This window comes from Vibrio sp. T11.5 (assembly GCF_027587155.1).
Taxonomy (GTDB): domain Bacteria; phylum Pseudomonadota; class Gammaproteobacteria; order Enterobacterales; family Vibrionaceae; genus Vibrio; species Vibrio neptunius.
Genome location: NZ_JAPPTP010000016.1, coordinates 22,415 through 45,651, shown reverse-complemented (window position 1 = coordinate 45,651; position 23,237 = coordinate 22,415). Strand labels below are relative to the sequence as shown.

At 45.9% G+C, this 23,237-nt stretch carries 22 protein-coding genes; 8 read left to right on the top strand and 14 right to left on the bottom strand.

All coding sequences use genetic code 11. From position 1 onward, the window contains the following. Window positions 1-4 precede the first annotated feature (4 nt). A complete protein-coding gene (gene pomA, locus OH455_RS15850) occupies window positions 5-769 on the bottom strand; it encodes a flagellar motor protein PomA (protein ID WP_045974729.1) in 765 nt (254 codons plus the stop codon). A gap of 264 nt (window positions 770-1,033) precedes the next feature. On the opposite strand from pomA, the gene xseB reads away from it, so the two are divergent. From xseB to dxs, 3 genes are read left to right on the top strand one after another with little or no spacing between them, the layout of a single operon-like run. Next, window positions 1,034-1,276 (top strand): exodeoxyribonuclease VII small subunit, encoded by a 243-nt coding sequence (gene xseB, locus OH455_RS15845; protein ID WP_045974728.1) that lies wholly within the window; start codon window positions 1,034-1,036, stop codon window positions 1,274-1,276. A 22-nt stretch (window positions 1,277-1,298) separates the two neighbouring features. Further along, on the top strand, window positions 1,299-2,183 hold the full coding sequence (gene ispA / locus OH455_RS15840) for a (2E,6E)-farnesyl diphosphate synthase (protein WP_269982047.1): 885 nt from the start codon (window positions 1,299-1,301) through the stop codon (window positions 2,181-2,183). Window positions 2,184-2,202: 19 nt separating this feature from the next. After that, window positions 2,203-4,068, top strand: coding sequence for a 1-deoxy-D-xylulose-5-phosphate synthase (gene dxs / locus OH455_RS15835; protein ID WP_269982046.1), 1,866 nt, complete (start codon window positions 2,203-2,205; stop codon window positions 4,066-4,068). Between the two features lie 60 nt (window positions 4,069-4,128). On the opposite strand, the gene truC is transcribed toward dxs, so the two are convergent. Further along, a complete protein-coding gene (gene truC / locus OH455_RS15830; RefSeq protein WP_269982076.1) occupies window positions 4,129-4,851 on the bottom strand; it encodes a tRNA pseudouridine(65) synthase TruC in 723 nt (240 codons plus the stop codon). After that, the gene (locus tag OH455_RS15825; RefSeq protein ID WP_269982045.1) at window positions 4,851-5,165 is read right to left on the bottom strand and encodes a YqcC family protein; all 315 of its coding nucleotides are present in this window, start codon (window positions 5,163-5,165) and stop codon (window positions 4,851-4,853) included. Before OH455_RS15825 ends, truC begins: the two co-directional genes overlap by 1 nt. A gap of 75 nt (window positions 5,166-5,240) precedes the next feature. On the opposite strand from OH455_RS15825, the gene OH455_RS15820 reads away from it, so the two are divergent. Beyond that, window positions 5,241-6,278 carry a DUF3549 family protein gene (locus OH455_RS15820; RefSeq protein WP_269982044.1) on the top strand — a complete coding sequence of 346 codons (1,038 nt, stop codon included), beginning with the start codon at window positions 5,241-5,243 and terminating at the stop codon, window positions 6,276-6,278. A 3-nt stretch (window positions 6,279-6,281) separates the two neighbouring features. Beyond that, window positions 6,282-6,581 (top strand): DUF3301 domain-containing protein, encoded by a 300-nt coding sequence (locus OH455_RS15815; protein ID WP_206375798.1) that lies wholly within the window; start codon window positions 6,282-6,284, stop codon window positions 6,579-6,581. Here OH455_RS15815 and OH455_RS15810 read toward each other — a convergent pair. Continuing rightward, window positions 6,529-7,047, bottom strand: a complete 519-nt coding sequence (locus OH455_RS15810; protein WP_045974722.1) for a GNAT family N-acetyltransferase — start codon at window positions 7,045-7,047, stop codon at window positions 6,529-6,531. The genes OH455_RS15815 and OH455_RS15810 overlap by 53 nt on opposite strands. A gap of 647 nt (window positions 7,048-7,694) precedes the next feature. On the opposite strand from OH455_RS15810, the gene OH455_RS15805 reads away from it, so the two are divergent. Continuing rightward, complete coding sequence (locus tag OH455_RS15805; RefSeq protein WP_269982043.1) at window positions 7,695-7,982, top strand: hypothetical protein; 288 nt, start codon at window positions 7,695-7,697, stop codon at window positions 7,980-7,982. An 83-nt stretch (window positions 7,983-8,065) separates the two neighbouring features. Here the strand turns inward: OH455_RS15805 and sucD are convergent, their stop codons facing one another. The 8 genes from sucD to sdhC all read right to left on the bottom strand — a co-directional run bounded on the left by sucD (window position 8,066) and on the right by sdhC (window position 17,683). After that, the gene (sucD, locus tag OH455_RS15800) at window positions 8,066-8,938 is read right to left on the bottom strand and encodes a succinate--CoA ligase subunit alpha (RefSeq protein WP_006881309.1); all 873 of its coding nucleotides are present in this window, start codon (window positions 8,936-8,938) and stop codon (window positions 8,066-8,068) included. Then, window positions 8,938-10,104 carry an ADP-forming succinate--CoA ligase subunit beta gene (gene sucC / locus OH455_RS15795; protein WP_004744517.1) on the bottom strand — a complete coding sequence of 389 codons (1,167 nt, stop codon included), beginning with the start codon at window positions 10,102-10,104 and terminating at the stop codon, window positions 8,938-8,940. The genes sucD and sucC overlap by 1 nt, the downstream gene beginning before the upstream one ends. Before the next feature lie 201 nt (window positions 10,105-10,305). Next, window positions 10,306-11,511: a 2-oxoglutarate dehydrogenase complex dihydrolipoyllysine-residue succinyltransferase gene (gene odhB / locus OH455_RS15790; protein WP_269982042.1), complete on the bottom strand. Its 1,206-nt coding sequence runs from the start codon at window positions 11,509-11,511 to the stop codon at window positions 10,306-10,308. 27 nt (window positions 11,512-11,538) lie between these two features. Beyond that, window positions 11,539-14,364, bottom strand: a complete 2,826-nt coding sequence (gene sucA, locus OH455_RS15785) for a 2-oxoglutarate dehydrogenase E1 component (RefSeq protein ID WP_269982041.1) — start codon at window positions 14,362-14,364, stop codon at window positions 11,539-11,541. Between the two features lie 92 nt (window positions 14,365-14,456). Beyond that, window positions 14,457-15,167 (bottom strand): succinate dehydrogenase iron-sulfur subunit, encoded by a 711-nt coding sequence (locus OH455_RS15780; protein WP_206376539.1) that lies wholly within the window; start codon window positions 15,165-15,167, stop codon window positions 14,457-14,459. A gap of 18 nt (window positions 15,168-15,185) precedes the next feature. Beyond that, window positions 15,186-16,952 (bottom strand): succinate dehydrogenase flavoprotein subunit, encoded by a 1,767-nt coding sequence (gene sdhA, locus OH455_RS15775; RefSeq protein ID WP_269982040.1) that lies wholly within the window; start codon window positions 16,950-16,952, stop codon window positions 15,186-15,188. Beyond that, entirely contained in the window at window positions 16,953-17,297 is a 345-nt protein-coding gene (gene sdhD / locus OH455_RS15770) for a succinate dehydrogenase, hydrophobic membrane anchor protein (RefSeq protein ID WP_045974716.1), read from the bottom strand. It abuts the gene before it with no gap. Then, window positions 17,291-17,683 (bottom strand): succinate dehydrogenase cytochrome b556 subunit, encoded by a 393-nt coding sequence (sdhC, locus tag OH455_RS15765; protein WP_269982039.1) that lies wholly within the window; start codon window positions 17,681-17,683, stop codon window positions 17,291-17,293. Before sdhC ends, sdhD begins: the two co-directional genes overlap by 7 nt. 396 nt (window positions 17,684-18,079) lie before the next feature. Here sdhC and OH455_RS15760 point away from each other — a divergent pair, with 396 nt between their 5' ends. After that, a complete protein-coding gene (locus tag OH455_RS15760; protein WP_045974714.1) occupies window positions 18,080-19,369 on the top strand; it encodes a citrate synthase in 1,290 nt (429 codons plus the stop codon). Window positions 19,370-19,642: 273 nt separating this feature from the next. Here the strand turns inward: OH455_RS15760 and OH455_RS15755 are convergent, their stop codons facing one another. After that, complete coding sequence (locus OH455_RS15755) at window positions 19,643-20,401, bottom strand: Nif3-like dinuclear metal center hexameric protein (RefSeq protein ID WP_269982038.1); 759 nt, start codon at window positions 20,399-20,401, stop codon at window positions 19,643-19,645. 129 nt (window positions 20,402-20,530) lie between these two features. Between OH455_RS15755 and OH455_RS15750 the strand changes: the two genes are divergently transcribed. Continuing rightward, window positions 20,531-21,280, top strand: a complete 750-nt coding sequence (locus OH455_RS15750; RefSeq protein WP_269982037.1) for a DUF1853 family protein — start codon at window positions 20,531-20,533, stop codon at window positions 21,278-21,280. A gap of 305 nt (window positions 21,281-21,585) precedes the next feature. Here OH455_RS15750 and pgm read toward each other — a convergent pair whose 3' ends face one another. After that, complete coding sequence (gene pgm / locus OH455_RS15745) at window positions 21,586-23,232, bottom strand: phosphoglucomutase (alpha-D-glucose-1,6-bisphosphate-dependent) (RefSeq protein WP_269982036.1); 1,647 nt, start codon at window positions 23,230-23,232, stop codon at window positions 21,586-21,588. Between the last annotated feature and the right edge of the window lie 5 nt (window positions 23,233-23,237).

The following is a 23,237-nucleotide window of genomic DNA, read 5'->3' as shown; positions in this document are numbered from 1 at the left end:
GACCTTACTCGTTATCTACATCAAGAGCACGCTTACCTTCGTTAAGGTAATTCTTAAGATAGCTGTCGATAACGCGCGGGTTTTGTCCATCTTGAATAGCAAGTACACCATCCATGATTAAGCGACGATTGAGTTTTTCCTGATCACGACGCAATGACAGCTTGTCAGCAATAGGGAAAAACACCATGTTAGATAAGATAGCACCGTATAAGGTCGTCAGAAGCGCAACCGCCATGGCTGGACCGATAGCTTTGGGGTCATCCATGTTAGACAACATGGCAACTAGACCAACCAAAGTACCTATCATTCCCATTGCGGGCGCAACGTCGCCAAATGCGCGAAACACACTCGCACCAAAGTCATGACGCTCATCGGTTAGGACAATATCTTTTTGCAGTGCAGCTCGTACAACATCTGCATCATGGCCGTCGACCAATAAATCGATACCTTTTTGCATGAAGTTGTTGGTGATTTCCATTTCTTCAAGTGCTAGAAATCCCCCTTTACGTGCTGCGTCTGCCATTTCGACCACTTTGGCGATCAAATCTTCTGGCTCATCGACTTTGAACATGAAAGCTTTGCCCGCAATCTTCGCCGCACCGAAAAACTGCCCCATGGTAAATTTCATTAGGACAACAAATGTCGAGCCGCCCACAACGATAAGTATGGAGGTTACATCGATGAACATCATTATGCTTCCGCCAAGAATCATCGCCATGATGACGAAAGCAAAGCCGCCAATGAGCCCTATCAGCGTTGCTAAATCCACAAAGCACTCCTCATGCTATCTTTTAAGCTATCTGGTAAATTATATCGGCAACATCTTCAGATCTTTAGTGTTTTATTGGTATCGTACTCACACAAATATAGATGTTATAGCGACATAGTAAACCAGACTAAAGCCGTGACGTGACCTTTATAAGATAATATTGACCGCGCCACCTCGATTTTTCTGTCAATTTTCCTCGGTTAAATTTGACCATCATTACCTGCTAAGGTAAGTTTCGTGCATCTTTTCAAATGTAGAAATATTATGGCGAGCAAGAAACCTGAAAACATGTCCTTTGAGGCAGCAATTGAAGAACTCGACTCTATTGTTGAACACCTTGAAAACGGTGATCTGGCTCTTGATGACGCACTGAAAAAGTTCGAACGTGGTATCGCACTGGCTCGCGAAGGCCAGAATAAGCTCAGCGATGCAGAACAACGCGTTAGCATCTTACTTCAGAACGACGATGAAACCCCGCTTTCAGAGTTCTCTACTCAGCCAGAATAATTACCACAGAAGAATTGCTGCTATGCACGAGGCGTTAACCTCTCTACAACAAAGAAACAATCGACAATTAGAGCGTTGGTTAAACCAGCTTCCTCATCAGGAACAGCCTCTGATTGAAGCCATGCGCTACGGCCTGCTATTAGGTGGAAAACGCGCACGCCCGTTTCTGGTCTATATCACAGGCCAGATGTTGGGCTGTAAAATGGCAGAGTTAGATACCCCAGCATCGGCGATTGAATGCATCCATGCATACTCGCTTATCCATGATGATTTACCTGCTATGGACGATGATGAGCTTCGTCGCGGACAACCAACCTGCCATATCAAATTCGATGAAGCCACAGCGATCCTGACTGGCGATGCTCTGCAAACATTAGCGTTTACTATTCTTGCCGATGGCGAATTGAACCCTGAAGCGGAAACCTATCGTATAAAGATGGTAAAAGCACTGGCAGAAGCATCCGGTGCCAATGGTATGTGCCTAGGACAAGCTTTGGACCTAGCGGCAGAAGGTCAAAAGGTATCGCTTGCAGAGTTGGAAAATATTCACCGTAATAAAACCGGTGCACTAATGAAATGTGCAATCCGACTTGGAGCGCTCGCCGCTGGGCAAAAAGGCTTTGAAGTCTTACCTCAGTTAGACAAGTTTGCCGACGCGATTGGCCTAGCGTTTCAGGTTCAAGACGACATTTTAGATATTATCAGTGACACAGAGACCTTAGGTAAACCTCAAGGTTCTGATCAGGATTTAGGCAAAAGTACCTATCCTGCACTGCTAGGTTTAGATGGCGCTGTTAACAAAGCTCACACTCTGTTAACGGAAGCGCTTCAAGCTTTAGAAGCAATCCCATACAATACAGAATTACTCGAAGAGTTCGCCCGATACGTCATCGAACGCAAGAACTAAACTAAAAGCGCGCATTTATATGACTCTTGATATTTCAAAATATCCAACACTGGCTCTGGCAAATACACCAGACGAGCTGCGTAGCCTTCCTAAGGAAGCATTGCCCACGTTATGTAACGAGCTACGCACCTACTTATTGAACTCTGTCAGTCAGTCCAGTGGCCACCTCGCCTCTGGCCTGGGTACAGTGGAGCTTACTGTGGCGCTTCACTATGTTTACAACACTCCGTTTGATCAACTGGTTTGGGATGTTGGCCATCAGGCCTACCCACACAAAATCCTGACTGGTCGTCGCGACCAAATGTCGACTATCCGCCAGAAAGACGGGCTGCACCCTTTTCCTTGGCGCGAAGAAAGTGAGTATGACACGCTATCTGTCGGCCACTCATCAACCTCTATCAGCGCTGCGCTAGGAATGGCAATCAGTGCAGAGAAAGAAGGTGAAAATCGCAAAGTGGTCAGCGTGATTGGTGATGGTGCCATTACCGCAGGTATGGCATTTGAAGCTATGAACCACGCAGGCGACGTTCATTCGGACATGCTAGTCGTACTGAATGACAACGAGATGTCGATCTCTGAAAACGTCGGAGCACTAAATAACCACCTTGCTCAGGTGCTTTCTGGCAGCCTCTACACCTCGATTCGTGAAGGCGGGAAAAAAGTACTGTCAGGCGTTCCACCAATCAAAGAATTGGTTCGCCGCACTGAAGAGCATCTTAAAGGCATGGTCGTACCCGGCACCCTGTTTGAAGAGTTGGGTTTTAACTACATTGGACCAGTTGACGGTCACGATGTTAGCGAACTGGTCAAAACATTGAAGAACATGCGTGAACTAAAAGGTCCGCAATTTCTTCATATCATGACTAAGAAAGGCAAAGGTTACGAGCCTGCTGAGAAAGATCCTATCGGTTATCACGGCGTTCCTAAATTCGACCCTGCCCATACTTCATTGCCAAAGAGTAACGGCAATAAACCAACCTTCTCCAAAATTTTCGGTGACTTTCTGTGTGATATGGCCGCTCAGGACCCTAAATTGATGGCCATCACACCAGCGATGCGTGAAGGTTCCGGCATGGTTCGCTTCTCCAAAGAGTACCCACAGCAGTACTTTGATGTCGCAATCGCCGAGCAACATGCCGTCACATTGGCGACAGGTATGGCGATTTCAGGCAACCATCCGATTGTCGCGATATACTCCACTTTTCTTCAACGCGGTTACGACCAGTTGATTCACGACATCGCCATCATGGATCTACCAGTCATGTTTGCGATTGACCGTGCTGGATTAGTGGGTGCTGATGGTCAGACTCATCAAGGCGCCTTTGATCTGAGCTTTATGCGCTGTATTCCAAACATGGTCATCATGGCGCCAAGCGATGAGAACGAATGTCGCCAAATGCTCTACACAGGGCATAAGCACACAGGTCCAAGTGCTGTACGTTACCCTCGTGGCAGCGGTATAGGGACTGAAATTGATCAAGATTTCACTGCGTTAGAAATTGGCAAAGGCCGAGTCGTACGAGAAGGTGAAAAAGTGGCGATTCTCAGCTTCGGTACCTTTTTAGGCAATGCACTTGAAGCGGCCGAAAAACTCAATGCTACTGTCGCTGATATGCGTTTTGTCAAACCACTTGATGAAGCTTTGATCAAACAGCTTGTTGATGAGCATGATGTGATTGTCACATTAGAAGAAAATGCCATTGCAGGCGGTGCGGGTGCTGGTGTGATTGAGTTTATGATGAAAGAGAAAATCATCAAGCCTGTGCTTAACCTAGGTTTGCCTGATGAGTTTGTTCATCAAGGTACTCAGGATGAGCTTCATGCCGAGTTAGGCTTAGACGCAGCAGGCATCGAAAGCGCGATTCGCGAATACCTAGAAAAGTAAACGTCACTGGTTTGATAGCAAAAAGCCCTCACTTCTAGGGCTTTTTTGTCTCTAAACGTTCTATTCTGGTACTTGCCAGCCAAACTCCGCACAGAGTTTTTGCCAAGTTTCATCGATACCCGCTTTAATCAGCAGCTTTTCATTGGTGAAGGGGTGAATAAACTCTAAGCTCGATGCATGTAGAAGCAGTCTGTGCGAGTCGTAGACCTCTCTATACAATCTGTTGTGCTTACCGTCGCCATGAGTCGTATCACCGACAATAGGATGCCTTAGGTGAGCCATATGACGTCTTAGCTGATGCTTGCGCCCTGTTAATGGTTTCATTTCCATCAAGCAGTAACGGGTAGTTGGAAACTTGCCTGTAGAATGGGGCACTTCCACTTTCGCTAGCGGCCAATAGTCAGTAATGGCTTCTTGTGCTTCTTTCTCTTGGCTGGCGTGCTTATCGGCAATCTTATCCAACTCAACCTTCAATGCGTAATCAAGGCGGCCAGACTCTTCAATCCAACCGCGCACTACGGCATGATAGGTTTTAACCATTTCATGGTTAGCAAACATCGGCATCACTTGAGAGGCCACATCACTCGACAAAGCAAAAATCAGTACACCTGATGTCGGTCGATCAAGGCGATGAAGTGGAAAAACATGCTGACCAATTTGGTCACGTAGTGTCTGCATCACAAACTGAGTTTCGTGTTTATCTAACCAACTACGATGAACCAGCATTCCTGCAGGTTTGTTGACAGCAACAAAGTACTCGTCCTGGAAAACAATATCTAACATCATGCACAGGCCTCGTCTATTGCTCTAAGTAAATCAAGCAATGGAGCATATGCTCCATGCTCTTTCCAACACTCTTCAAAGTAAGGCGTAATCGCAAAGCCTGCGGGTAAAGGCATCTTCTGCTCTAGAAGATATGCCATTTTTGGTAAAAATACCCACTGTAACCATTGTTCTGGTTGTAACGTATCGACTGCAAAAGGTTCAACGCTTTGTAGCGCTTGCTCAGAAGGCTTGCTGTGTTGCCACAGTTTTAGCTCACGCATGACAGAGGGTAACTGGTCGAGAAGTGGTACTATTTGCTGTTCTTTTGTCATAAAACTGAGTGGAAACCTTGAAATTAAGCATAAGAGTACCATTTATAGAGGAAAGAAAGTTAGGACTATTCAGCAATGGACACCATTCATACTCTCAGTCAGTTATTAACCAATAGCGAATGCCAATATCAGGTTTACGACCTAGGGCGCCGAATAAAGAATATTGACAACAAAGTGTTTGTCGATGTAGAGAAAGGTTTTCAGCCCTATCCGTACCCTTTACAGCGTAAAGCGCATCTCGCAATTGCTTACTGGAATGAACATAGGCAACCTTGGATTTGGTTCTTAAAGTTTGAATTGGATGAACGTGGTCTATTAAAACAAGCTGACGTGGGCAACTTCATTAAATATGTTGTTGAAGCAATGGGGACGCGCTTAAGTCAGGAAATGACCGAAGAACAGCAACAAAAACTATCGAATAACCCTTATACCTATAAGCCTGCTGAAGATAAAATGGCTGTGTTCCACAGTCAAATAAGATCTCAACTCGACTTGCCATGCAGTCAGTACTATGAGCATGCTCAGCACTATTTCTCTGGTGGTCTCGGCTGGGATAAATGGCAGACCGTCGGCCTTCAAGGTGTAACCGATATTTGTGCACGCCTTGGGCAAAACCAAAATGGCGTCAACTTACGTAAAGCTTTAAAGCACCTGCCTCATGAACCGCTTTATGCCTTGCTCGGGGCACTGGAACACACTCCTTTACCAGATAAGCTGGCAGAGCGAATACAGGAAATAGCCCTTGAGCAGATAGACAGCAATGATCCTGATATCTTCCTGCTTGGCGCTCTCGCACGAGCACTGTCTGGAGCTAACTCTTCGTATTCAGGCGTGATACTCAACAAAATTCTTGCCTCTCCTCGCCTCAGCCATCAAGAGGTGTTGATTGGCATTGCAGGCCGCAGTTGGCACCTTCTCAGTGACCCACAGCTTGCACAGCAATTTCTTCTGCGTTTAGCTCAGACAGGTAATCAGGCGCTATTTAATCAACTGTTTGCCGATCTGGTGATGCTGCCGGAATTGAGGATGGTGTTACTGCCCCTGCTTCATTCTGCACCATCTACAGAGTTGGCTGAGGCGCTGGTAAAACTTCAGCAAGCGACTAAGGGCTAAAAGATGATCGGTGACCTTCTAGCCATTCTAGGATTGGCATTCGGCTGTTTTTTATTCTGGCAACAAAGAAGGCAAGCTGAGCTAGCAAAATCCATCGCGGCCAGCAAATGTAAACAGCTCGATCTGCAGCTGATTAGCGTCGCGCTAAAAGGTCATAAACTGAAAACGCCAGACGGAATCTGGCGTTGGCACTCTGTTTACCAATTTGAATTTTCATCACTTGGTGATGACTGCTACCAAGGCAAGTTAATCATGCAAGGCTTTCGACTGATGAAGGTCGATCTACCACCTCATCGGATGTAAACACATATTCATTATACGGACCAAATGCATCACGGTTTTGACCGCAGAGCTCAAAACCCAGTTTGCTTAGAATACGAATCGATGCAATGTGCCCAATGTTAGCAGTTGCTGACACACGAGTTAAGTTGAGATCACGCACCGCCTTCGGGAAAAAAGCCTTCAGCACTTCACTGGCGTACCCCTTTCCCCAGTAAGCTTTATCAAAAATATAACCTAGCTCTGGCCCACTATCCAAATGATAGATAAAGACATGCCCGATGTATTCTCGCGAGTGGCTGTCTAAGACAGCCAAGGTATAAATGGTATGATCATGTAACACTTGCTGGAAAAGCTGTTTTGCTGAAGAAACCGTGTGCGGTCCATTCATCTCAGCTCGATTCTTGGCACAACAGTTCAGCATCAAGAATTCTGACTGCAATGATTCATTGTATGGCACCAGTAATGTTCGGCGAGTTACGATAGTCACAACACATCCTTATTGACAGCATGCCCGCGAAGAACAGGGGCTAATATTTGTTTCCAAACATAGAAACAAAGCTGAAAAGTTATACTAACTGATAAGTTTAGTTATTGATCTAGATTGTTATTTTGACGTTGTTAGTGTGAGTTATGCCTAAGGTTAAAGAAAAGCCCCAATACGCAAATATCGGGGCTGTAGTCATACTCGTAGCAGTCCGGCCACAAAAAGGCTCCATGCCTCTTGCTTAATAGTCACTGAGTCCCTTAGTGGTGTCCTGTATCATCCTGATACTGTCACACCTCTTCCCAAAGGGGCCCTATCCGTTCCTTAGTACTGAGTTCCCATCAGTAGCTGCATCCCTACAGTATCCTTTGTTCCGTGTCAGCATCCCGTCCAACACTTATTAATTTATCCTATCTCTTGCTATAAGCTATGTGGTAAACCAATACACCTGGTGACATCAATACGTCCATTAGATTTAATATTGAATAAATTCAAAAACATAAAATGACAATGCGTTTATCACACCAGTGTAAGACCGTTTTATCGCACACTAAGCGTAAGATATTTCGCACATTGGCAGCGTGTATTTTCTATTAGCATTCCCTAGTTGCGTTGAGTATCATGACGCTAAATGCATTCAAGGAGGTCATATGCTCACTCAAGATGTTAGTCAGGAGCTTAAAGAAATTTTAGAACAGCTCCGAAAAGAGGGGAAAGAGCCAACCGTCGCCTTGGTGAAAGCACGTCTTAGTACAGTCATCCCCATGCCTGCTCTTATCACAACCATTAAAAGCTGGAAAAGTGCGAACCGTGTTCCTAAGGTAGAAGTTGCCGCTAAGACAACTAATGATGCATGCAGAATTACTGAGCTGGAAAAACAAGTCGCTGAGTTGACCGCCAGGGTGGCACTATTAGAAAAGAAGATTGCGAACTCGTAACTGAGTTTGCCTCGCTGATATGACCCTATATAGAAAAGGCTTGGCGCAATGCCAAGCCTTTTTTGTTTAGACAAATTGGCGAATTACCAACCTGTTACTTCACGCAGACCTTTACCGATGTCTGCTAGAGACTTAACCGTCTTAACGCCAGCTGCTTCTAGTGCTGCAAACTTGTCTTCCGCAGTACCCTTACCACCAGAGATGATTGCACCAGCGTGACCCATACGTTTACCTGGAGGAGCCGTTACACCAGCGATGTAAGAAACCACTGGCTTAGTGACGTTCTCTTTGATGAACGCTGCTGCTTCTTCTTCAGCTGTACCACCAATTTCGCCAATCATTACGATTGCTTCAGTTTCTGGATCTTCTTGGAACAGTTTTAGGATATCAATGAAGTTTGAACCTGGAATTGGGTCGCCACCGATACCAACACAAGTAGACTGACCGAAGCCTTCGTCTGTCGTCTGCTTAACCGCTTCATACGTAAGAGTACCAGAGCGAGAAACGATACCAACTTTACCTTTCTTGTGGATGTGACCAGGCATGATACCAATCTTACACTCGTCAGGAGTGATTAGACCTGGACAGTTAGGACCGATCATGCGAACGCCAGTTTCTTCTAGCTTCACTTTCACGTCGATCATATCTGTTGTTGGAATACCTTCAGTGATCGTTACGATAAGCTCGATACCCGCATCAATCGCTTCTAGGATTGCATCTTTACAGAAAGGTGCTGGAACGTAGATAACTGTTGCAGTGGCGCCAGTTGCTTCTACTGCTTCACGTACAGTGTTGAATACAGGAAGACCTAGGTGAGTTTGGCCACCTTTACCTGGAGATACACCACCAACCATCTGTGTGCCGTATGCGATAGCTTGCTCAGAGTGGAAAGTACCTTGACCACCAGTGAAACCCTGACAGATTACTTTGGTGTCTTTATTAATTAGTACAGACATTATTTGCCCTCCGCAGCAGCAACAACTTTCTGAGCTGCGTCAGTTAGTGACTCAGCAGCGATGATATCAACATCAGAATTAGCAAGAACTTCGCGACCTAGGTCTGCGTTAGTACCTTCAAGACGAACAACAACTGGTACGCTTACACCTACCTCTTTAACTGCACCAATAATACCTTCTGCGATCATGTCACAACGAACGATACCGCCGAAGATGTTGACGAGTACTGCTTTTACATTGTCATCAGATAGGATGATCTTGAATGCTTCTGCTACACGCTCTTTAGTTGCGCCGCCACCTACGTCTAGGAAGTTAGCTGGCTTACCGCCGTGTAGATTTACGATATCCATCGTACCCATTGCCAGACCTGCACCGTTAACCATACAGCCAACATTGCCGTCTAGCGCTACGTAGTTCAGTTCCCACTGTGCTGCGTGTGCTTCACGCTCATCTTCTTGCGAAGGATCGTGCATTTCGCGTAGCTTAGGCTGACGGTACATCGCGTTTGAATCGATGTTGATCTTACCGTCAAGGCATAGCAAGTTGCCTTCACCAGTAATAACAAGAGGGTTGATCTCTAGAAGAGCAAGGTCGTACTGAGAGAACATGTTGCCAAGACCCATGAAGATCTTAACAAATTGTTTAATTTGGTCGCCTTCAAGACCTAGCTTGAATGCTAGTTCACGGCCTTGGTAAGCCTGAGGACCGACTAGTGGATCGATGGCTGCTTTGTGAATCAACTCTGGAGTCTCTTCTGCAACTTTCTCGATTTCAACACCACCTTCAGTCGATGCCATGAATACAACTTTACGAGTTGCACGGTCAACAACCGCACCAAGGTAAAGTTCGTTAGCGATATTTGAAGCTTCTTCTACAAGAATTTTCGTGACAGGCTGACCATTTGCATCTGTTTGGTAAGTTACCAGATTCTTACCTAGCCATTTTTGCGCAAATTCTTTTACGCCATCTTTTGTGTCATGCAGCTCTACACCGCCCGCTTTACCGCGACCACCAGCGTGAACCTGACATTTAACAACTTTTTTCTCTGTGCTAATGCGACCCGCCGCTTCGAAAGCTTCTTGAGGGGTATCACACGCATAGCCTTCCGGTACAGGCAAACCGAATTCTGCAAACAGCTGTTTGGCTTGGTATTCATGCAAATTCATTTTGTTATTCCGTTTGTTTTCCCTTGAGGGATTATTATGTCCATGACGTTTTGATCAAAACAATCTAACGTCTGTAGGGTCTTCTCAAATAAAACACTAGCTATTAGCATAACTAGCACTCCAAATGAAGGCTGAGCGTTGAGCAGCTCAGCCTAAAACTTTTAGCGCCTAAGAGAACCGTCCCTTAGGTGCCTGAGTTCATTACACATCTAGCAGTAAACGAGCTGGATCTTCTAATAGTTCCTTGATTGTCACTAGGAAGCCCACAGACTCACGACCATCAATCAGGCGGTGGTCATAGGATAATGCTAGATACATCATTGGTAGAATTTCTACTTTGCCATCAACAGCCATCGGGCGCTCTTGGATTTTGTGCATACCAAGAATTGCAGATTGTGGTGGATTGATGATTGGCGTAGACATTAGTGAACCAAACACACCGCCGTTAGTAATAGTGAAGTTACCACCAATTAGCTCATCAACAGTAAGCTTGCCGTCACGACCTTTGATTGCTAACTCTTTGATGCCTTTTTCTACGTCAGCAAAACCAAGAGTGTCACAGTCTTTAAGAACCGGAGTGACCAGACCACGTGGCGTAGATACCGCCATGCTAATGTCGAAGTAGTTGTGGTAAACGATATCATCACCATCGATAGATGCATTCACTTCTGGATAACGTTTGAGTGCTTCAGTTACGGCTTTCACGTAGAAAGACATGAAGCCTAAACGGATACCGTGACGCTCTTCGAACTGGTCTTTATACTGCTTACGAAGATCCATGATTGGCTTCATGTTGACTTCATTGAACGTCGTTAGCATTGCCGTGCTGTTCTTCGCTTCTAGTAGACGGTTAGCTACCGTCTTACGTAGACGAGTCATTGGTACACGTTTCTGACTACGGGCAGCTGTAGGTGCTGCGGCTACAGGAGCATCGGCTTTCGGTGCCGCTTTGGCATTCGCAAGATGCGCTTCAATATCTTCGCGCGTAATACGACCGCCAACACCAGTCCCCTTAACTTGGCTTGCTTCCAAGTTGTGCTCTGCAAGCAGGCGACGAACTGCTGGGCTTAATGCATCGTTGCTTTCTTCGTTTAGAGAAGCTTTATGGCGTTTATCTGGAGACGCTTCTGCTTCCTCAGTCGTATCTTTTGTTGGTTCACCCGCTACTGCACCAGGCTTAATTTTAGCAATCAGTTGCTTAGAAAGAACTGTTGCCCCTTCTTCTTCAATAATCGCTTCTAGTACACCCGCTTCAGGCGCTGGTACTTCTAGCACAACTTTATCTGTTTCAATATCAACCAGAACTTCGTCACGCTCTACCGCGTCGCCAGGTTGTTTGTGCCATGTAGCTACTGTCGCATCAGCAACAGATTCAGGTAAATCTGGAACCAGAATTTCAATTGTCATATCTGTTTCTTCCTTTAACTTCAGTTTTTAGTCTGAAGCTTTTGTATTCACGGTAAGTGCGTCTTCAACTAACGCTTTCTGTTGTTTCAAGTGTACTGACATGTAACCTACTGCAGGTGATGCTGACGCTGGACGTCCAGCGTATTTAAGATCTGCACCTGCCGGAATAGCAGCACGGAAGTTGTGTTGGCTTGAGTACCAAGCGCCTTGGTTTTGCGGCTCTTCCTGACACCAAACGAAATCTTCTACATTTGTATATTGCTCGATAGCAGCTTTAACCTCTTCCAGAGGGAATGGGTAAAGTTGCTCAATACGCACAATCGCTACGTCTTCTTGCTCGTTGTTACGACGTTGTTCTAATAGGTCGAAATACACCTTACCCGAACAAAAAACAACGCGTTTCACTTTCTTAGCATCCAACTTGTCTATTTCAGCAATCGCTGGCTGGAAGGTACCTTCCGCAAGCTCTTCAAGCGATGAAGTACATAGAGGATGACGAAGCAATGACTTAGGAGACATCACGATGAGAGGACGGCGCATTGGACGCACAACCTGACGGCGAATCATGTGGTACACCTGGGCGGGTGTCGATGGCACGACAACCTGCATATTTTGCTCCGCACAAAGCTGTAGGTATCGCTCCAAACGTGCGGAAGAGTGCTCTGGGCCCTGACCTTCATAACCGTGAGGAAGAAGCATAGTCAAACCGCACAAACGAGCCCATTTTTGTTCACCTGACGAGATAAATTGGTCGATGACAACCTGAGCACCATTGGCAAAATCACCAAACTGAGCTTCCCAGATAGTCAAACCACTTGGCTCTGCCGTGGCATAACCATATTCAAATGCCAGCACAGCCTCTTCAGACAAAACAGAATCGTATACTTCGAACGGACCTTGCTTGTCATGAACGTTGGCTAAAGGAACAAACGTGCTTGCATCTGTTTGGTTGTGAAGTACTGAATGACGGTGGAAGAAGGTACCACGACCAGAATCCTGCCCAGAAATACGAATACGCTTCCCATCATCGACAAGTGTCGCATACGCTAGTGTTTCGGCCATGCCCCAATCAATCGCTTTTTCGCCAGCGATCATTGCTGTGCGATCATTGTAAAGCTTGTTTACACGGCTTTGTAATTTGTGACTTTCTGGGTACTGACAGATACGCTGACCAAGTTCAACCAAGCGATCTTTGTCAAAAGTACTATCCCAGCTAACATCCCAGTCATGACCGAGGTATGGAGACCAATCAACAGAATGCAGTGCCATTGGACGCCACTCTTTAACGACAACTTCACCACGATCTAATGCATCACGATATTCGTTCACTAATTGAGTTGCTGTATCAATGCCAAAGTCACCACGCTCGATCAATACATCAGCATATAGCTTGCGTGGCGTTGGGTGCTTTTTAATCTTCTGGTACATCAGTGGCTGAGTTGCATTTGGCTCGTCAGCTTCGTTGTGGCCATGACGTCGATAACACACTAAGTCAATCACTACATCGCTCTTGAACTCATTTCGATAATCAAGTGCAATACGTGTAACAAAAGCCACAGCTTCAGGGTCATCTGCGTTCACATGGAAAATAGGTGCCTGTACCATTTTCGCAATATCAGTACAGTACATCGTAGAACGCGTGTCGTTAGGGTTTGACGTAGTGAAACCCACTTGGTTGTTCACAACGATGCGAACTGTACCGCCAACACGGAAGCCGCGTGACTGAGACATATTGAAGGTTTCGGCTACCACTCCCTGACCTGCTACCGCCGAATCGCCATGAATTGTAATAGGTAACACAGTATTACCTTCACTATCCCCTAGGCGATCCTGACGAGCACGGACGGAACCAATGACTACTGGGTTTACAATCTCAAGGTGAGATGGGTTAAATGCAAGTGCAAGGTGAACATCACCGCCTGGCGTTGCAAAATCTGCAGAGAAGCCCTGATGGTACTTAACATCACCAGTACCCCATGTTTCATCATGCTTACCCGCAAACTCGTCAAACAGATCCTGAGGCTTTTTCCCCAAAACGTTGACTAGCATATTTAACCGCCCACGGTGCGCCATACCAATAACAACTTCGCGCATACCATTTTTACCAGCGTGGCGAATCAATTCTTTTGTCATCGGTATCAGTGCATCCCCCCCTTCTAGCGAGAAACGTTTAGCACCTGGGAATTTAGCTCCTAGATAACGCTCCAAACCTTCAGCGGCCGTCAGCTCTTCAAGAAATTCTTGTTTTTCTTGTTTAGAAAAAGAAGGTTGACCAACAACTGACTCCAAACGTTGCTGGATCCAACGTTTTTGTTCAGTGTTCGTCATGTGCATGTATTCTGCACCGATAGAACCACAGTAGATTTTATTCAGAGAAGCGTAGATGTCTTTTAGCAACATGGTATCTTGACCAATAGCAAAAGAACCTACATTGAATGATTCTTCGAAGTCATCTTCGGTGAGAGTATGGAATGTTGGGTCTAGCTCCGCCACAGTTGGGCGTTGCCATAATCCGAGTGGATCAAGTTTTGCAGCTTCATGACCGCGGAAGCGGTATGCGTTAATAAGTTGCAATACTTTTACTTGCTTAGCGTCGACATCTGGATCACTAACTTGGACATTGTAATGCTTTGTTTCTTGAGCGAGTCGTCGGAAGTAGTCACGGACACGTGAATGAGGCTGTTCAGCTACCTCTTCAGAAGGCTTAGGTAAGCCATCAAATACACGTTTCCATTCCTCACTTACCAGATCGGGATCACTTAGATACAGTTCGTAGAGATCTTCTACATAAGTTGCATTGGCGCCAGCCAAGTGTGAAGACTCGAGCCATGCCTTCATCACGCCGTTGTGCATATTTTCCCTTAACCAGTAGTTTTCACGTTTGCTTCGGTCTATGCCGAGCTATTAAGAGCCGACCACCTAAGTGATCGGCAATTTTTATTAATTTAAACCGAACGATTGACCAGCATAGTCTTAATGTGACCAATGGCTTTCGTTGGGTTGAGTCCTTTAGGACAAACACTTACACAATTCATGATGCCATGGCAACGGAAAACGCTAAATGCATCATCAAGATTTGACAGACGTTCATCTGTTGCTGTGTCGCGGCTATCAATCAGCCAACGATAAGCAGCCAGCAAGCCAGCAGGACCAATGAATTTATCAGGGTTCCACCAGAATGATGGGCACGAAGTCGTACAACATGCACACATAATACACTCGTAGAGCCCATCAAGATGCGCGCGCTCATCAGGAGACTGTAAATTCTCACGGGATGGTGGCAAGGCATCATCATCAATCAAGAATGGCTTCACTTTCGCGTAGTTGTCGTAGAACTGAGTCATATCAACAATCAAATCACGAACAACAGGCAAACCTGGAAGCGGTCGAATCACGATTTTATCACCTGCTAATGCTGAGAGCGGGGTGATACAAGCGAGGCCGTTCTTACCATTCATATTTAGGCCATCAGAACCACAAACACCTTCACGGCAAGAGCGACGGAATGAGATGCTTGGATCTTGCTCTTTCAGTAGGATCAATGCATCTAGAAGCATCATGTCCGAACCTTCATCAACCTCAAGCGTGTAATCTTTCATGTACGGCTTTTGGTCAACATCAGGGTTGTAACGGTACAAAGAGAAATTCAGTTTCATAATTATGTCCTCCTTTCCTTAGTACGTACGTGCTTTAGGCGGAAACGCTTCACGATGAATCGGTTCCATGTTGACATCGCGCTTCGCCATCGCTTCCGTTTCCGGGTTGTAAATTGAGTGACATAGCCACTGCGCATCGTCACGGTCAGGGAAGTCAAAACGAGCATGTGCACCACGGCTTTCTGTACGGTAGTTCGCCGCAACAGCAGTCGCGTAAGCAGTTTCCATCAAGTTCTCTAGTTCTAAACACTCAATACGCTGTGTGTTGAACTCAGTTGATTTATCAGCAAGATGAGCATTCTTCAGGCGTTCACGGATAACTTTCAGCTCTTCCAAACCTTTAGCCATTGCATCACCTTCACGGAATACCGAGAAGTTGTTTTGCATACATTGCTGTAGATCTTTACGGATTTGCGCTGGGTCTTCACCCTCAGTGCTGTTTTCCCAACGGTTGTAACGCTCTAAAGAACGCTCAATGTCTGCTTCAGTAGCCGGTTTCGCTTCTGCTTGCTTAGCTAGAGTTTCACCTAGGTGTAGACCTGTTGCACGACCGAATACAACCAAGTCTAGTAGTGAGTTACCACCCAGACGGTTAGCGCCGTGTACTGATACAGATGCGATTTCACCACAAGCGAATAGACCTTGAACTTCTACGTCTGCACCGCTTTCGTCTTGCTTAATAGCCTGACCTGAAACCTGAGTTGGGATACCACCCATCATGTAGTGACATGTTGGGATTACTGGAATTGGCTCTTTAACTGGGTCTACGTGTGCAAACGTACGAGACAGTTCACAAACACCCGGTAGACGTGACTCAAGAGTCTCTTTACCTAGGTGATCCAGTTTCAGTTTAATGTGAGGACCCCAAGGGCCATCGCAGCCGCGACCTTCACGAATTTCGATCATCATTGAACGAGCAACAACGTCACGACCAGCAAGGTCTTTCGCGTTTGGAGCATAACGCTCCATGAAGCGCTCACCGTCTTTATTGAGCAGGTAACCACCTTCACCACGGCAACCTTCAGTTACAAGAACACCTGCACCAGCGATACCTGTTGGGTGGAACTGCCACATTTCCATGTCTTGCATAGGTACGCCTGCACGCAGCGCCATACCAACACCATCACCCGTGTTGATGTGAGCGTTAGTAGTCGATGCGTAAATACGACCCGCACCACCCGTCGCTAGGATGGTTGCTTTTGATTTGAAATAACAAACTTCACCAGTTTCCATACATAGCGCAGTACATCCTAGAACAACACCATCTTCGTTTTTAACAAGGTCAAGTGCATACCACTCAGAGAAAACCGTTGTTTTGTGTTTGATGTTTTGTTGATAAAGAGTGTGTAGAAGCGCGTGACCTGTACGGTCAGCTGCAGCAGCTGTACGAGCAGCCTGTTCACCGCCAAAGTTCTTTGACTGACCGCCGAAAGGACGCTGGTAGATAGTACCGTTGTCAAAACGAGAGAAAGGAAGACCCATTTTCTCTAGTTCAATAACAGACTCAGGACCGTTCTTACACATATATTCGATAGCGTCTTGGTCACCGATGTAGTCAGAACCCTTGACCGTATCATACATGTGCTGCTCCCAGTGATCTTCGTGCGCGTTACCTAGCGCGACCGTAATACCACCTTGAGCAGAAACTGTATGTGAACGTGTTGGAAACACTTTAGAAAGCAATGCACATGAAAGGCCTTGCTCAGAGATTTGTAGTGCAGCACGCATACCTGCACCACCAGCGCCGATTACAACGGCATCAAATTCGCGAACTGGAATAGACACTTACGCACCCCACAGAATAAATAGACCAGAGAAGAAGTAACCAAATAGCACTGCAATCACACCTAGCTGTAGGAAACCGCGAAGCTTAGCGCATTTGATGTAGTCTGTAAGAACTTGCCATAGACCTATCCAAGCGTGGATAAGAACGGATACCAACGCAAGCATGGTAAAGACTTTAGTAAAAGTCCCACCAAAGAACTGTGTCCAAGATACGTAAGAAATATCTGAGAAAGCACAGAAGCTCACCAGATAGATAGTATAAAGCGTCATAATGATTGCTGTTGCACGAATTAAAAGGAAATCGTGCACACCATTACGACCAAAAGATGAAATGTGTTTTACCATACCAGAATCCCCGCAAGTACAGACAGAACGGCCGTCGCTGCGAATGCAACCTTAGCGCTCATAGCGCCAGATTCCAGCTCTTCAAAATGACCTAGATCCATCAGCAAGTGACGAATACCACCTGCTATATGGTAGGCCAAAGCCGTCAAAATACCCCACAAAATAAATTTCACAAAGAAACCGTCAACGATATCGACAGCTTGTGCATAACCTACAGGGGAAGACAGGGATATGGATAATAACCACAGAAGTATCCCGATCGCGACAAACGTAATTACACCTGAAACTCGGTGCAAGATAGATGCGATTGCTGTGATCGGAAAGCTTATAGTCTGCAAATCTAAATTAACAGGTCTTGACTTTCTTTCTTTCACGGGCTTGCTCACTCAGCTCCATTGAAGCATTTATTGTTATGAACGAAATTTGATTGCAAACCTACAAAAGTTAACATTTATTTAACAATAAGCAGGCAAAAAACCGGAGTAAACTTGTAAAATATTTGTTAACAACAAGCCTTAAAACATCACCTCACATCTGTTTCAAGACTCGGATTTATAAGGTTTCCACCAAAATTTACGGCGCCACTATACGGCTGGACATATTTTAGCACAATTGATGTAACAATTTTTGCTACACAGAACAGATTTTTAACTTTATACGTATAAAAAATCAAAAGAAGTGCACAAGTCGGAGGAGAAAAATTGACTTTGATAACGAACACACGTACAAAAATGTCACACAAACATCCTGGACGGATTAAATAATAAACAAAGGAGATTGTTATGGCAGATAAGAAAGCGACCCTTCACGTTGAAGGTCAAGCGCCTGTCGAACTGCCAATTATGGAAGGTGCCCTTGGTACTCCTGTAATTGATGTTCGTAAACTTGGAGCAAATGGATATTTCACGTTTGACCCAGGTTTTCTTGCCACTGCATCCTGTGAATCTCAAATCACCTACATCGACGGTGGAAAGGGCATTCTTTTGCACCGCGGTTATCCTATTGATCAGTTAGCTAATAACGCTGATTACTTAGAAGTATGTTACATACTTCTTTATGGTGAAGCCCCTACACGAGAACAATACGAGCAATTTAAAAAGACTGTCACCCGCCATACTATGGTACACGAGCAAATCGCGAGCTTCTTCCACGGATTCCGTCGCGACGCTCACCCAATGGCAGTCATGTGTGGTGTAGTCGGCGCTCTGGCAGCCTTCTATCACGATTCACTCGACATCAATAATGACACCCACCGTGAGATCACGGCTTATCGTCTACTGTCAAAAATGCCTACCCTGGCGGCGATGTGTTACAAATACTCTATCGGCCAGCCATTTATCTACCCGCGCAACGATCTAAGCTATGCGGAAAACTTCCTACACATGATGTTTGCTAACCCATGTGAAGAATACGAAGTGAATCCAGTCGTAGCTCGTGCAATGGATAAGATCTTTACACTTCATGCAGACCATGAGCAAAACGCTTCAACGTCAACAGTGCGTCTAGCCGGCTCATCTGGCGCGAACCCATTTGCGTGTATCGCAGCGGGTATCGCATCGCTTTGGGGGCCTGCACATGGCGGAGCTAACGAAGCCTGTCTGAAAATGTTGGAAGAAATAGGTAGTGTTGACAACATTCCTGAGTACATCGAACGTGCGAAGGATAAGGATGACCCATTCCGCCTAATGGGCTTCGGTCACCGCGTTTATAAGAACTATGATCCACGTGCAACGGTCATGCGCGAAACTTGTCATGACGTATTGAAAGAGCTCAACATTGACGATCCACTGCTTGACGTAGCAATGGAGCTTGAGCGTATTGCTCTGTCTGACGAGTACTTCGTTTCTAAGAAGCTTTACCCGAATGTTGATTTCTACTCTGGCATCATTCTAAAAGCGATTGGTATTCCAGTCTCCATGTTTACCGTGATCTTCGCGCTATCACGTACTATTGGTTGGATTGCTCACTGGAACGAAATGCACAGTGACCCACTCAACCGTATCGGCCGACCTCGCCAGCTTTACACAGGTGAAGTTCAGCGTGAGTTTTCGCCAATACACGAGCGTGAGTAATCGCTGACTAGCAAAAAGTCAAAGGGCTAATGTGCGAACATTAGCCCTTTTTTATTAAATTAGTTGTCATCCTCAAGAACGAGGCACGAGTGAGTTGGGGATCTCTCACCGCGAGCCGCCAACCTTTAGAGATTCCTTACTCCCTCATTCTTCGGTCTAAGGAATGACAAATATTTCTCTCGCAGGGCGAAGCCCGACCCCGTTTTCCAAAAGCGCAGCGTTCCATAGGGCATAGCCCGTTCCCCCACCCACAGGACGCAGTCCGTCCTTCTCTTACACCGGATTATCAATATCAATAAATTCAACATCTAGGCCATGTTCAGTGGCTAGCCACTCGCCTAGTGCTTTGATTCCGTAGCGCTCTGTCGCGTGGTGACCGGCAGCATAGTAGTGAATGTCCTGCTCACGAGCAGAATAAGTAGTGCGTTCTGAGATCTCACCCGAAATAAACGCATCTAAACCGTGTCTCACTGCCAATTCAATAAAGTCCTGCCCCCCACCAGTGCACCATCCGACCGTTTCAATCACTTTGTCTGCATTTTCTGGAGCAATATGAAGAGGCTGGCGTTTAAGTACTTGATTGATCTTGGCAGCAAACTCAGCCCCTGTCATTGGAGATTTCAAACGCCCAAACATAGCGACGGATTGAGGATGCCCTTCTAGGCCGCCTTGCACTTCAATATCCAGCAAACGAGCGAGTTCAGCGTTATTGCCTAGCTCAGGGTGGATATCAAGAGGCAGATGGTAACCCATTAAATTAATGTCGTTTTTTATCAAGGTACGAATGCGGTTGCCTTTCATACCACGAATGGGTTCCGGCTCGCCTTTCCAGAAGTAGCCATGATGAACCAGTAGTGCGTCTGCTTTTAACTCAACCGCTTTATCAATCAATGCTTGAGAAGCAGTCACACCAGTCACGATCTTTTTAATCTGCTCTTTACCTTCAACCTGCAATCCGTTAGGTGCATAGTCTTTGATTAACTGTGGAGAGAGCTTCTCGTTGAGGATTTTTTCTAATTGTAAGTTGTTCATGACAGCTTCCATCTAATTGCTAACATTACGCTTTATCTTAGTGAGCAAAGTGTATTCGAACCATAGCAACCTTACCAGCACCTAGCTACAATAGTGGCGTTCAAGCAAATATAGGTTTTAGGTTTAAGGATGAACGCTTTACAACGTTTTTATCACTGGGTACATGAAACACCATCGCTATTTAACCTGACACCGCCATTTGTCGATGTCAAAGCGCTGAATATCACTCCTCTAAAACAAGATGACTATCAGGGAAACCCTCGCTTAGGATTCATCTACCAGCACCTGTGCACTGAGCTCATCAGCAATAGTTCAAAATATTCGCTGCTCGAAGAAGAGATTCAAATCAACAAAGCGTCAGGACAGACCATAGGCGCAATTGATCTCATTCTAGACAACCATGAGTCACAGCAGAAAGAACACTGGGAAGTCGCGATTAAATTCTATCTTTTACATAAAGGCGTTTGGTACGGACCGAATGCCCACGATCAGCTAGATAAAAAACTCGCTAGAATGCTCTCGCATCAATTAAAAATGAGTGCAGCTCCGGAATTCCTCGAACAATACCCTCATTACTCTGGTCTCACTGAGCACCTGTTAATCCAAGGGCGTCTTTATATTAATCCTTTTTCACCAGAGACAATTCCGGAAGAGTGTCTTGGGCTCACGATAAACTCTAGCCAAATCACTGGATATTGGTGCTATCAAAGTCAGTGGGACCAGATTGGCGAACCGCTGTATGAACTTGAAAAGCCACTTTGGGCGGTTGGACTAGAAGAGTTCACCAACCCTATCAATAAACCCAATGGAAGGTTTGTCCATGCTCAGACGAAAGGCGGTCAATTTTGGTTTGTTGTGCCTGATAGTTGGCCGGGGTAATTAGTACTTAATCAGAAGGTTTCATAACTCTTTTTATCGTCATCCTCAAGAGAGAGGTACGAGCGAGTTGGGGATCTCTTATAACAAACGCAATACCAAAGAGATTCCTTACTCCCTCATTCTTCGGTCTAAGGAATGACAAATCTTTCTCTCGCAAGGCGAAGCCCGATCCGCTTTCCATAGCGCAGCGTTCCTGCTCTCCATAGGACGAAGTCCGTTCCCGAAGGGCGCAGCCCGTTCCAGTTCTCTCCTACAAAAAGGGCCGACAGTCTGTCAGCCCTTGATACAACACTTAGTTGTCGAAGTTAAAAACCTGCGTCAGCAAATACCTGATTCACGATATCTTGTGCTTCTGCTTCAATTTGCTTCAAATGCTCTTCACCTTTAAAGCTCTCACAGTAGATCTTGTAGATATCTTCCGTGCCTGAAGGACGTGCCGCAAACCAGCCGTTATCAGTCGTGACTTTGAGGCCACCAATCGCAGCCCCGTTGCCAGGCGCGTGGGTCAAGCGAGCAGTGATCGCGTCGCCTGCAAGAGTTTCCGCTGTCACCATCTCAGCAGACAGTCTCTTTAGCACCTCTTTCTGTGGGCCATTTGCCACAGCCTGAATACGGTTGTATTCAGAAGCACCATGCTTCGCTGCAAGTTCTTCATAGTATTCTTGAGGGTTCTTGCCTGTTACCGCTGTAATCTCAGCAGCTAGAAGACACAGAATGATGCCATCTTTATCGGTAGACCAAGGCGTACCATCTTTACGTAGGAAAGACGCCCCTGCTGACTCTTCGCCACCAAAACCAAATTTACCTTCGTAAAGACCATCAACAAACCACTTAAAACCAACCGGGACTTCACACAGTTCGCGACCAAGATCAGCAACAACGCGATCAATCAATGCACTTGACACCAGCGTCTTACCAACGGCGACATCTTTCCCCCACTCTTCACGGTGACGGTATAAATAATCAATACACACAGCGAGGAAGTGGTTTGGGTTCATCAAACCTTTTGGTGTAACAATTCCATGACGGTCGTAGTCTGGGTCATTGCCAAACGCCAGATCATATTCATCTTTTAGCGCTAACAGACCAGCCATTGCGTAAGGAGATGAACAGTCCATACGTACCACGCCGTCTTTATCTAGCGACATAAACTGGAACGATGGATCAATCGCTTCGCTAACCAAAGTCAAATCTAGATTGTAAGCAGAGCCGATTTGTCGCCAGTAGTCGATCCCACTGCCGCCAAGTGGGTCAACCCCGATCTTAATATTTGCTTTTTGAATGGCTTCCATGTCAATCACATTCACAAGATCGTCAACGTACGGCTTAACTAAGTCTTTCTCTGAGAAAAGCACTGACGCTTTTGCTTCAGCTAACGGCATACGCTTAACGCCTTGCAAACCTTCAGCGATCAGGGCATTTGCACGGTCTTGAATCGCTTGTGTCAATTCACCTTCCGCAGGACCGCCATGAGTTGGGTTGTACTTAATACCACCATCTTGGGGCGGGTTATGAGACGGTGTAATCACAATACCGTCTGCTTTATCTTGATATTCAAGGTTATGAGTCAAAATAGCGTGAGACACACCCGGTGTTGGCGTATAACCGTTGTCCTGCTGGACAACGACTTGAACACCGTTTGCAACCAACACTTCGACAACACTGGAGAACGCTGGTTCTGACAAAGCATGCGTATCTTTGCCTATAAATAGAGGCCCAGTTGTTTGTTTCTCAGCACGTAATTCAGCTATCGCTTGAGCAATCGCCAGGATATGGTTTTCGTTGAAAGTAGATTTGTCTGCAGTACCACGATGTCCGGAAGTGCCGAACTCAACTTTGTGATCAGGATTAGCAGGGTCTGGTTGAAGTAGGAAATAGTTCGAGACAAGTGCAGGGATATTATGCAGGTCCTGCTGTTGGGCTTGTTGTCCAGCACGTGGGTGCATCGCCATTTTGA

Excerpts from the sequence above, each read along its gene's own strand:
- xseB (WP_045974728.1), top strand. The coding sequence starts at position 1,034 with ATGGCGAGCAAGAAACCTGAAAACATGTCCTTTGAGGCAGCAATTGAA.
- ispA (WP_269982047.1), top strand. The coding sequence starts at position 1,299 with ATGCACGAGGCGTTAACCTCTCTACAACAAAGAAACAATCGACAATTA.
- dxs (WP_269982046.1), top strand. The coding sequence starts at position 2,203 with ATGACTCTTGATATTTCAAAATATCCAACACTGGCTCTGGCAAATACA.
- truC (WP_269982076.1), bottom strand. The coding sequence starts at position 4,851 with ATGTTAGATATTGTTTTCCAGGACGAGTACTTTGTTGCTGTCAACAAA.
- OH455_RS15825 (WP_269982045.1), bottom strand. The coding sequence starts at position 5,165 with ATGACAAAAGAACAGCAAATAGTACCACTTCTCGACCAGTTACCCTCT.
- OH455_RS15820 (WP_269982044.1), top strand. The coding sequence starts at position 5,241 with ATGGACACCATTCATACTCTCAGTCAGTTATTAACCAATAGCGAATGC.
- OH455_RS15815 (WP_206375798.1), top strand. The coding sequence starts at position 6,282 with ATGATCGGTGACCTTCTAGCCATTCTAGGATTGGCATTCGGCTGTTTT.
- OH455_RS15805 (WP_269982043.1), top strand. The coding sequence starts at position 7,695 with ATGCTCACTCAAGATGTTAGTCAGGAGCTTAAAGAAATTTTAGAACAG.
- sucD (WP_006881309.1), bottom strand. The coding sequence starts at position 8,938 with ATGTCTGTACTAATTAATAAAGACACCAAAGTAATCTGTCAGGGTTTC.
- sucC (WP_004744517.1), bottom strand. The coding sequence starts at position 10,104 with ATGAATTTGCATGAATACCAAGCCAAACAGCTGTTTGCAGAATTCGGT.
- odhB (WP_269982042.1), bottom strand. The coding sequence starts at position 11,511 with ATGACAATTGAAATTCTGGTTCCAGATTTACCTGAATCTGTTGCTGAT.
- sucA (WP_269982041.1), bottom strand. The coding sequence starts at position 14,364 with ATGCACAACGGCGTGATGAAGGCATGGCTCGAGTCTTCACACTTGGCT.
- OH455_RS15780 (WP_206376539.1), bottom strand. The coding sequence starts at position 15,167 with ATGAAACTGAATTTCTCTTTGTACCGTTACAACCCTGATGTTGACCAA.
- sdhD (WP_045974716.1), bottom strand. The coding sequence starts at position 17,297 with ATGGTAAAACACATTTCATCTTTTGGTCGTAATGGTGTGCACGATTTC.
- OH455_RS15760 (WP_045974714.1), top strand. The coding sequence starts at position 18,080 with ATGGCAGATAAGAAAGCGACCCTTCACGTTGAAGGTCAAGCGCCTGTC.
- OH455_RS15755 (WP_269982038.1), bottom strand. The coding sequence starts at position 20,401 with ATGAACAACTTACAATTAGAAAAAATCCTCAACGAGAAGCTCTCTCCA.
- OH455_RS15750 (WP_269982037.1), top strand. The coding sequence starts at position 20,531 with ATGAACGCTTTACAACGTTTTTATCACTGGGTACATGAAACACCATCG.
- pgm (WP_269982036.1), bottom strand. The coding sequence starts at position 23,232 with ATGGCGATGCACCCACGTGCTGGACAACAAGCCCAACAGCAGGACCTG.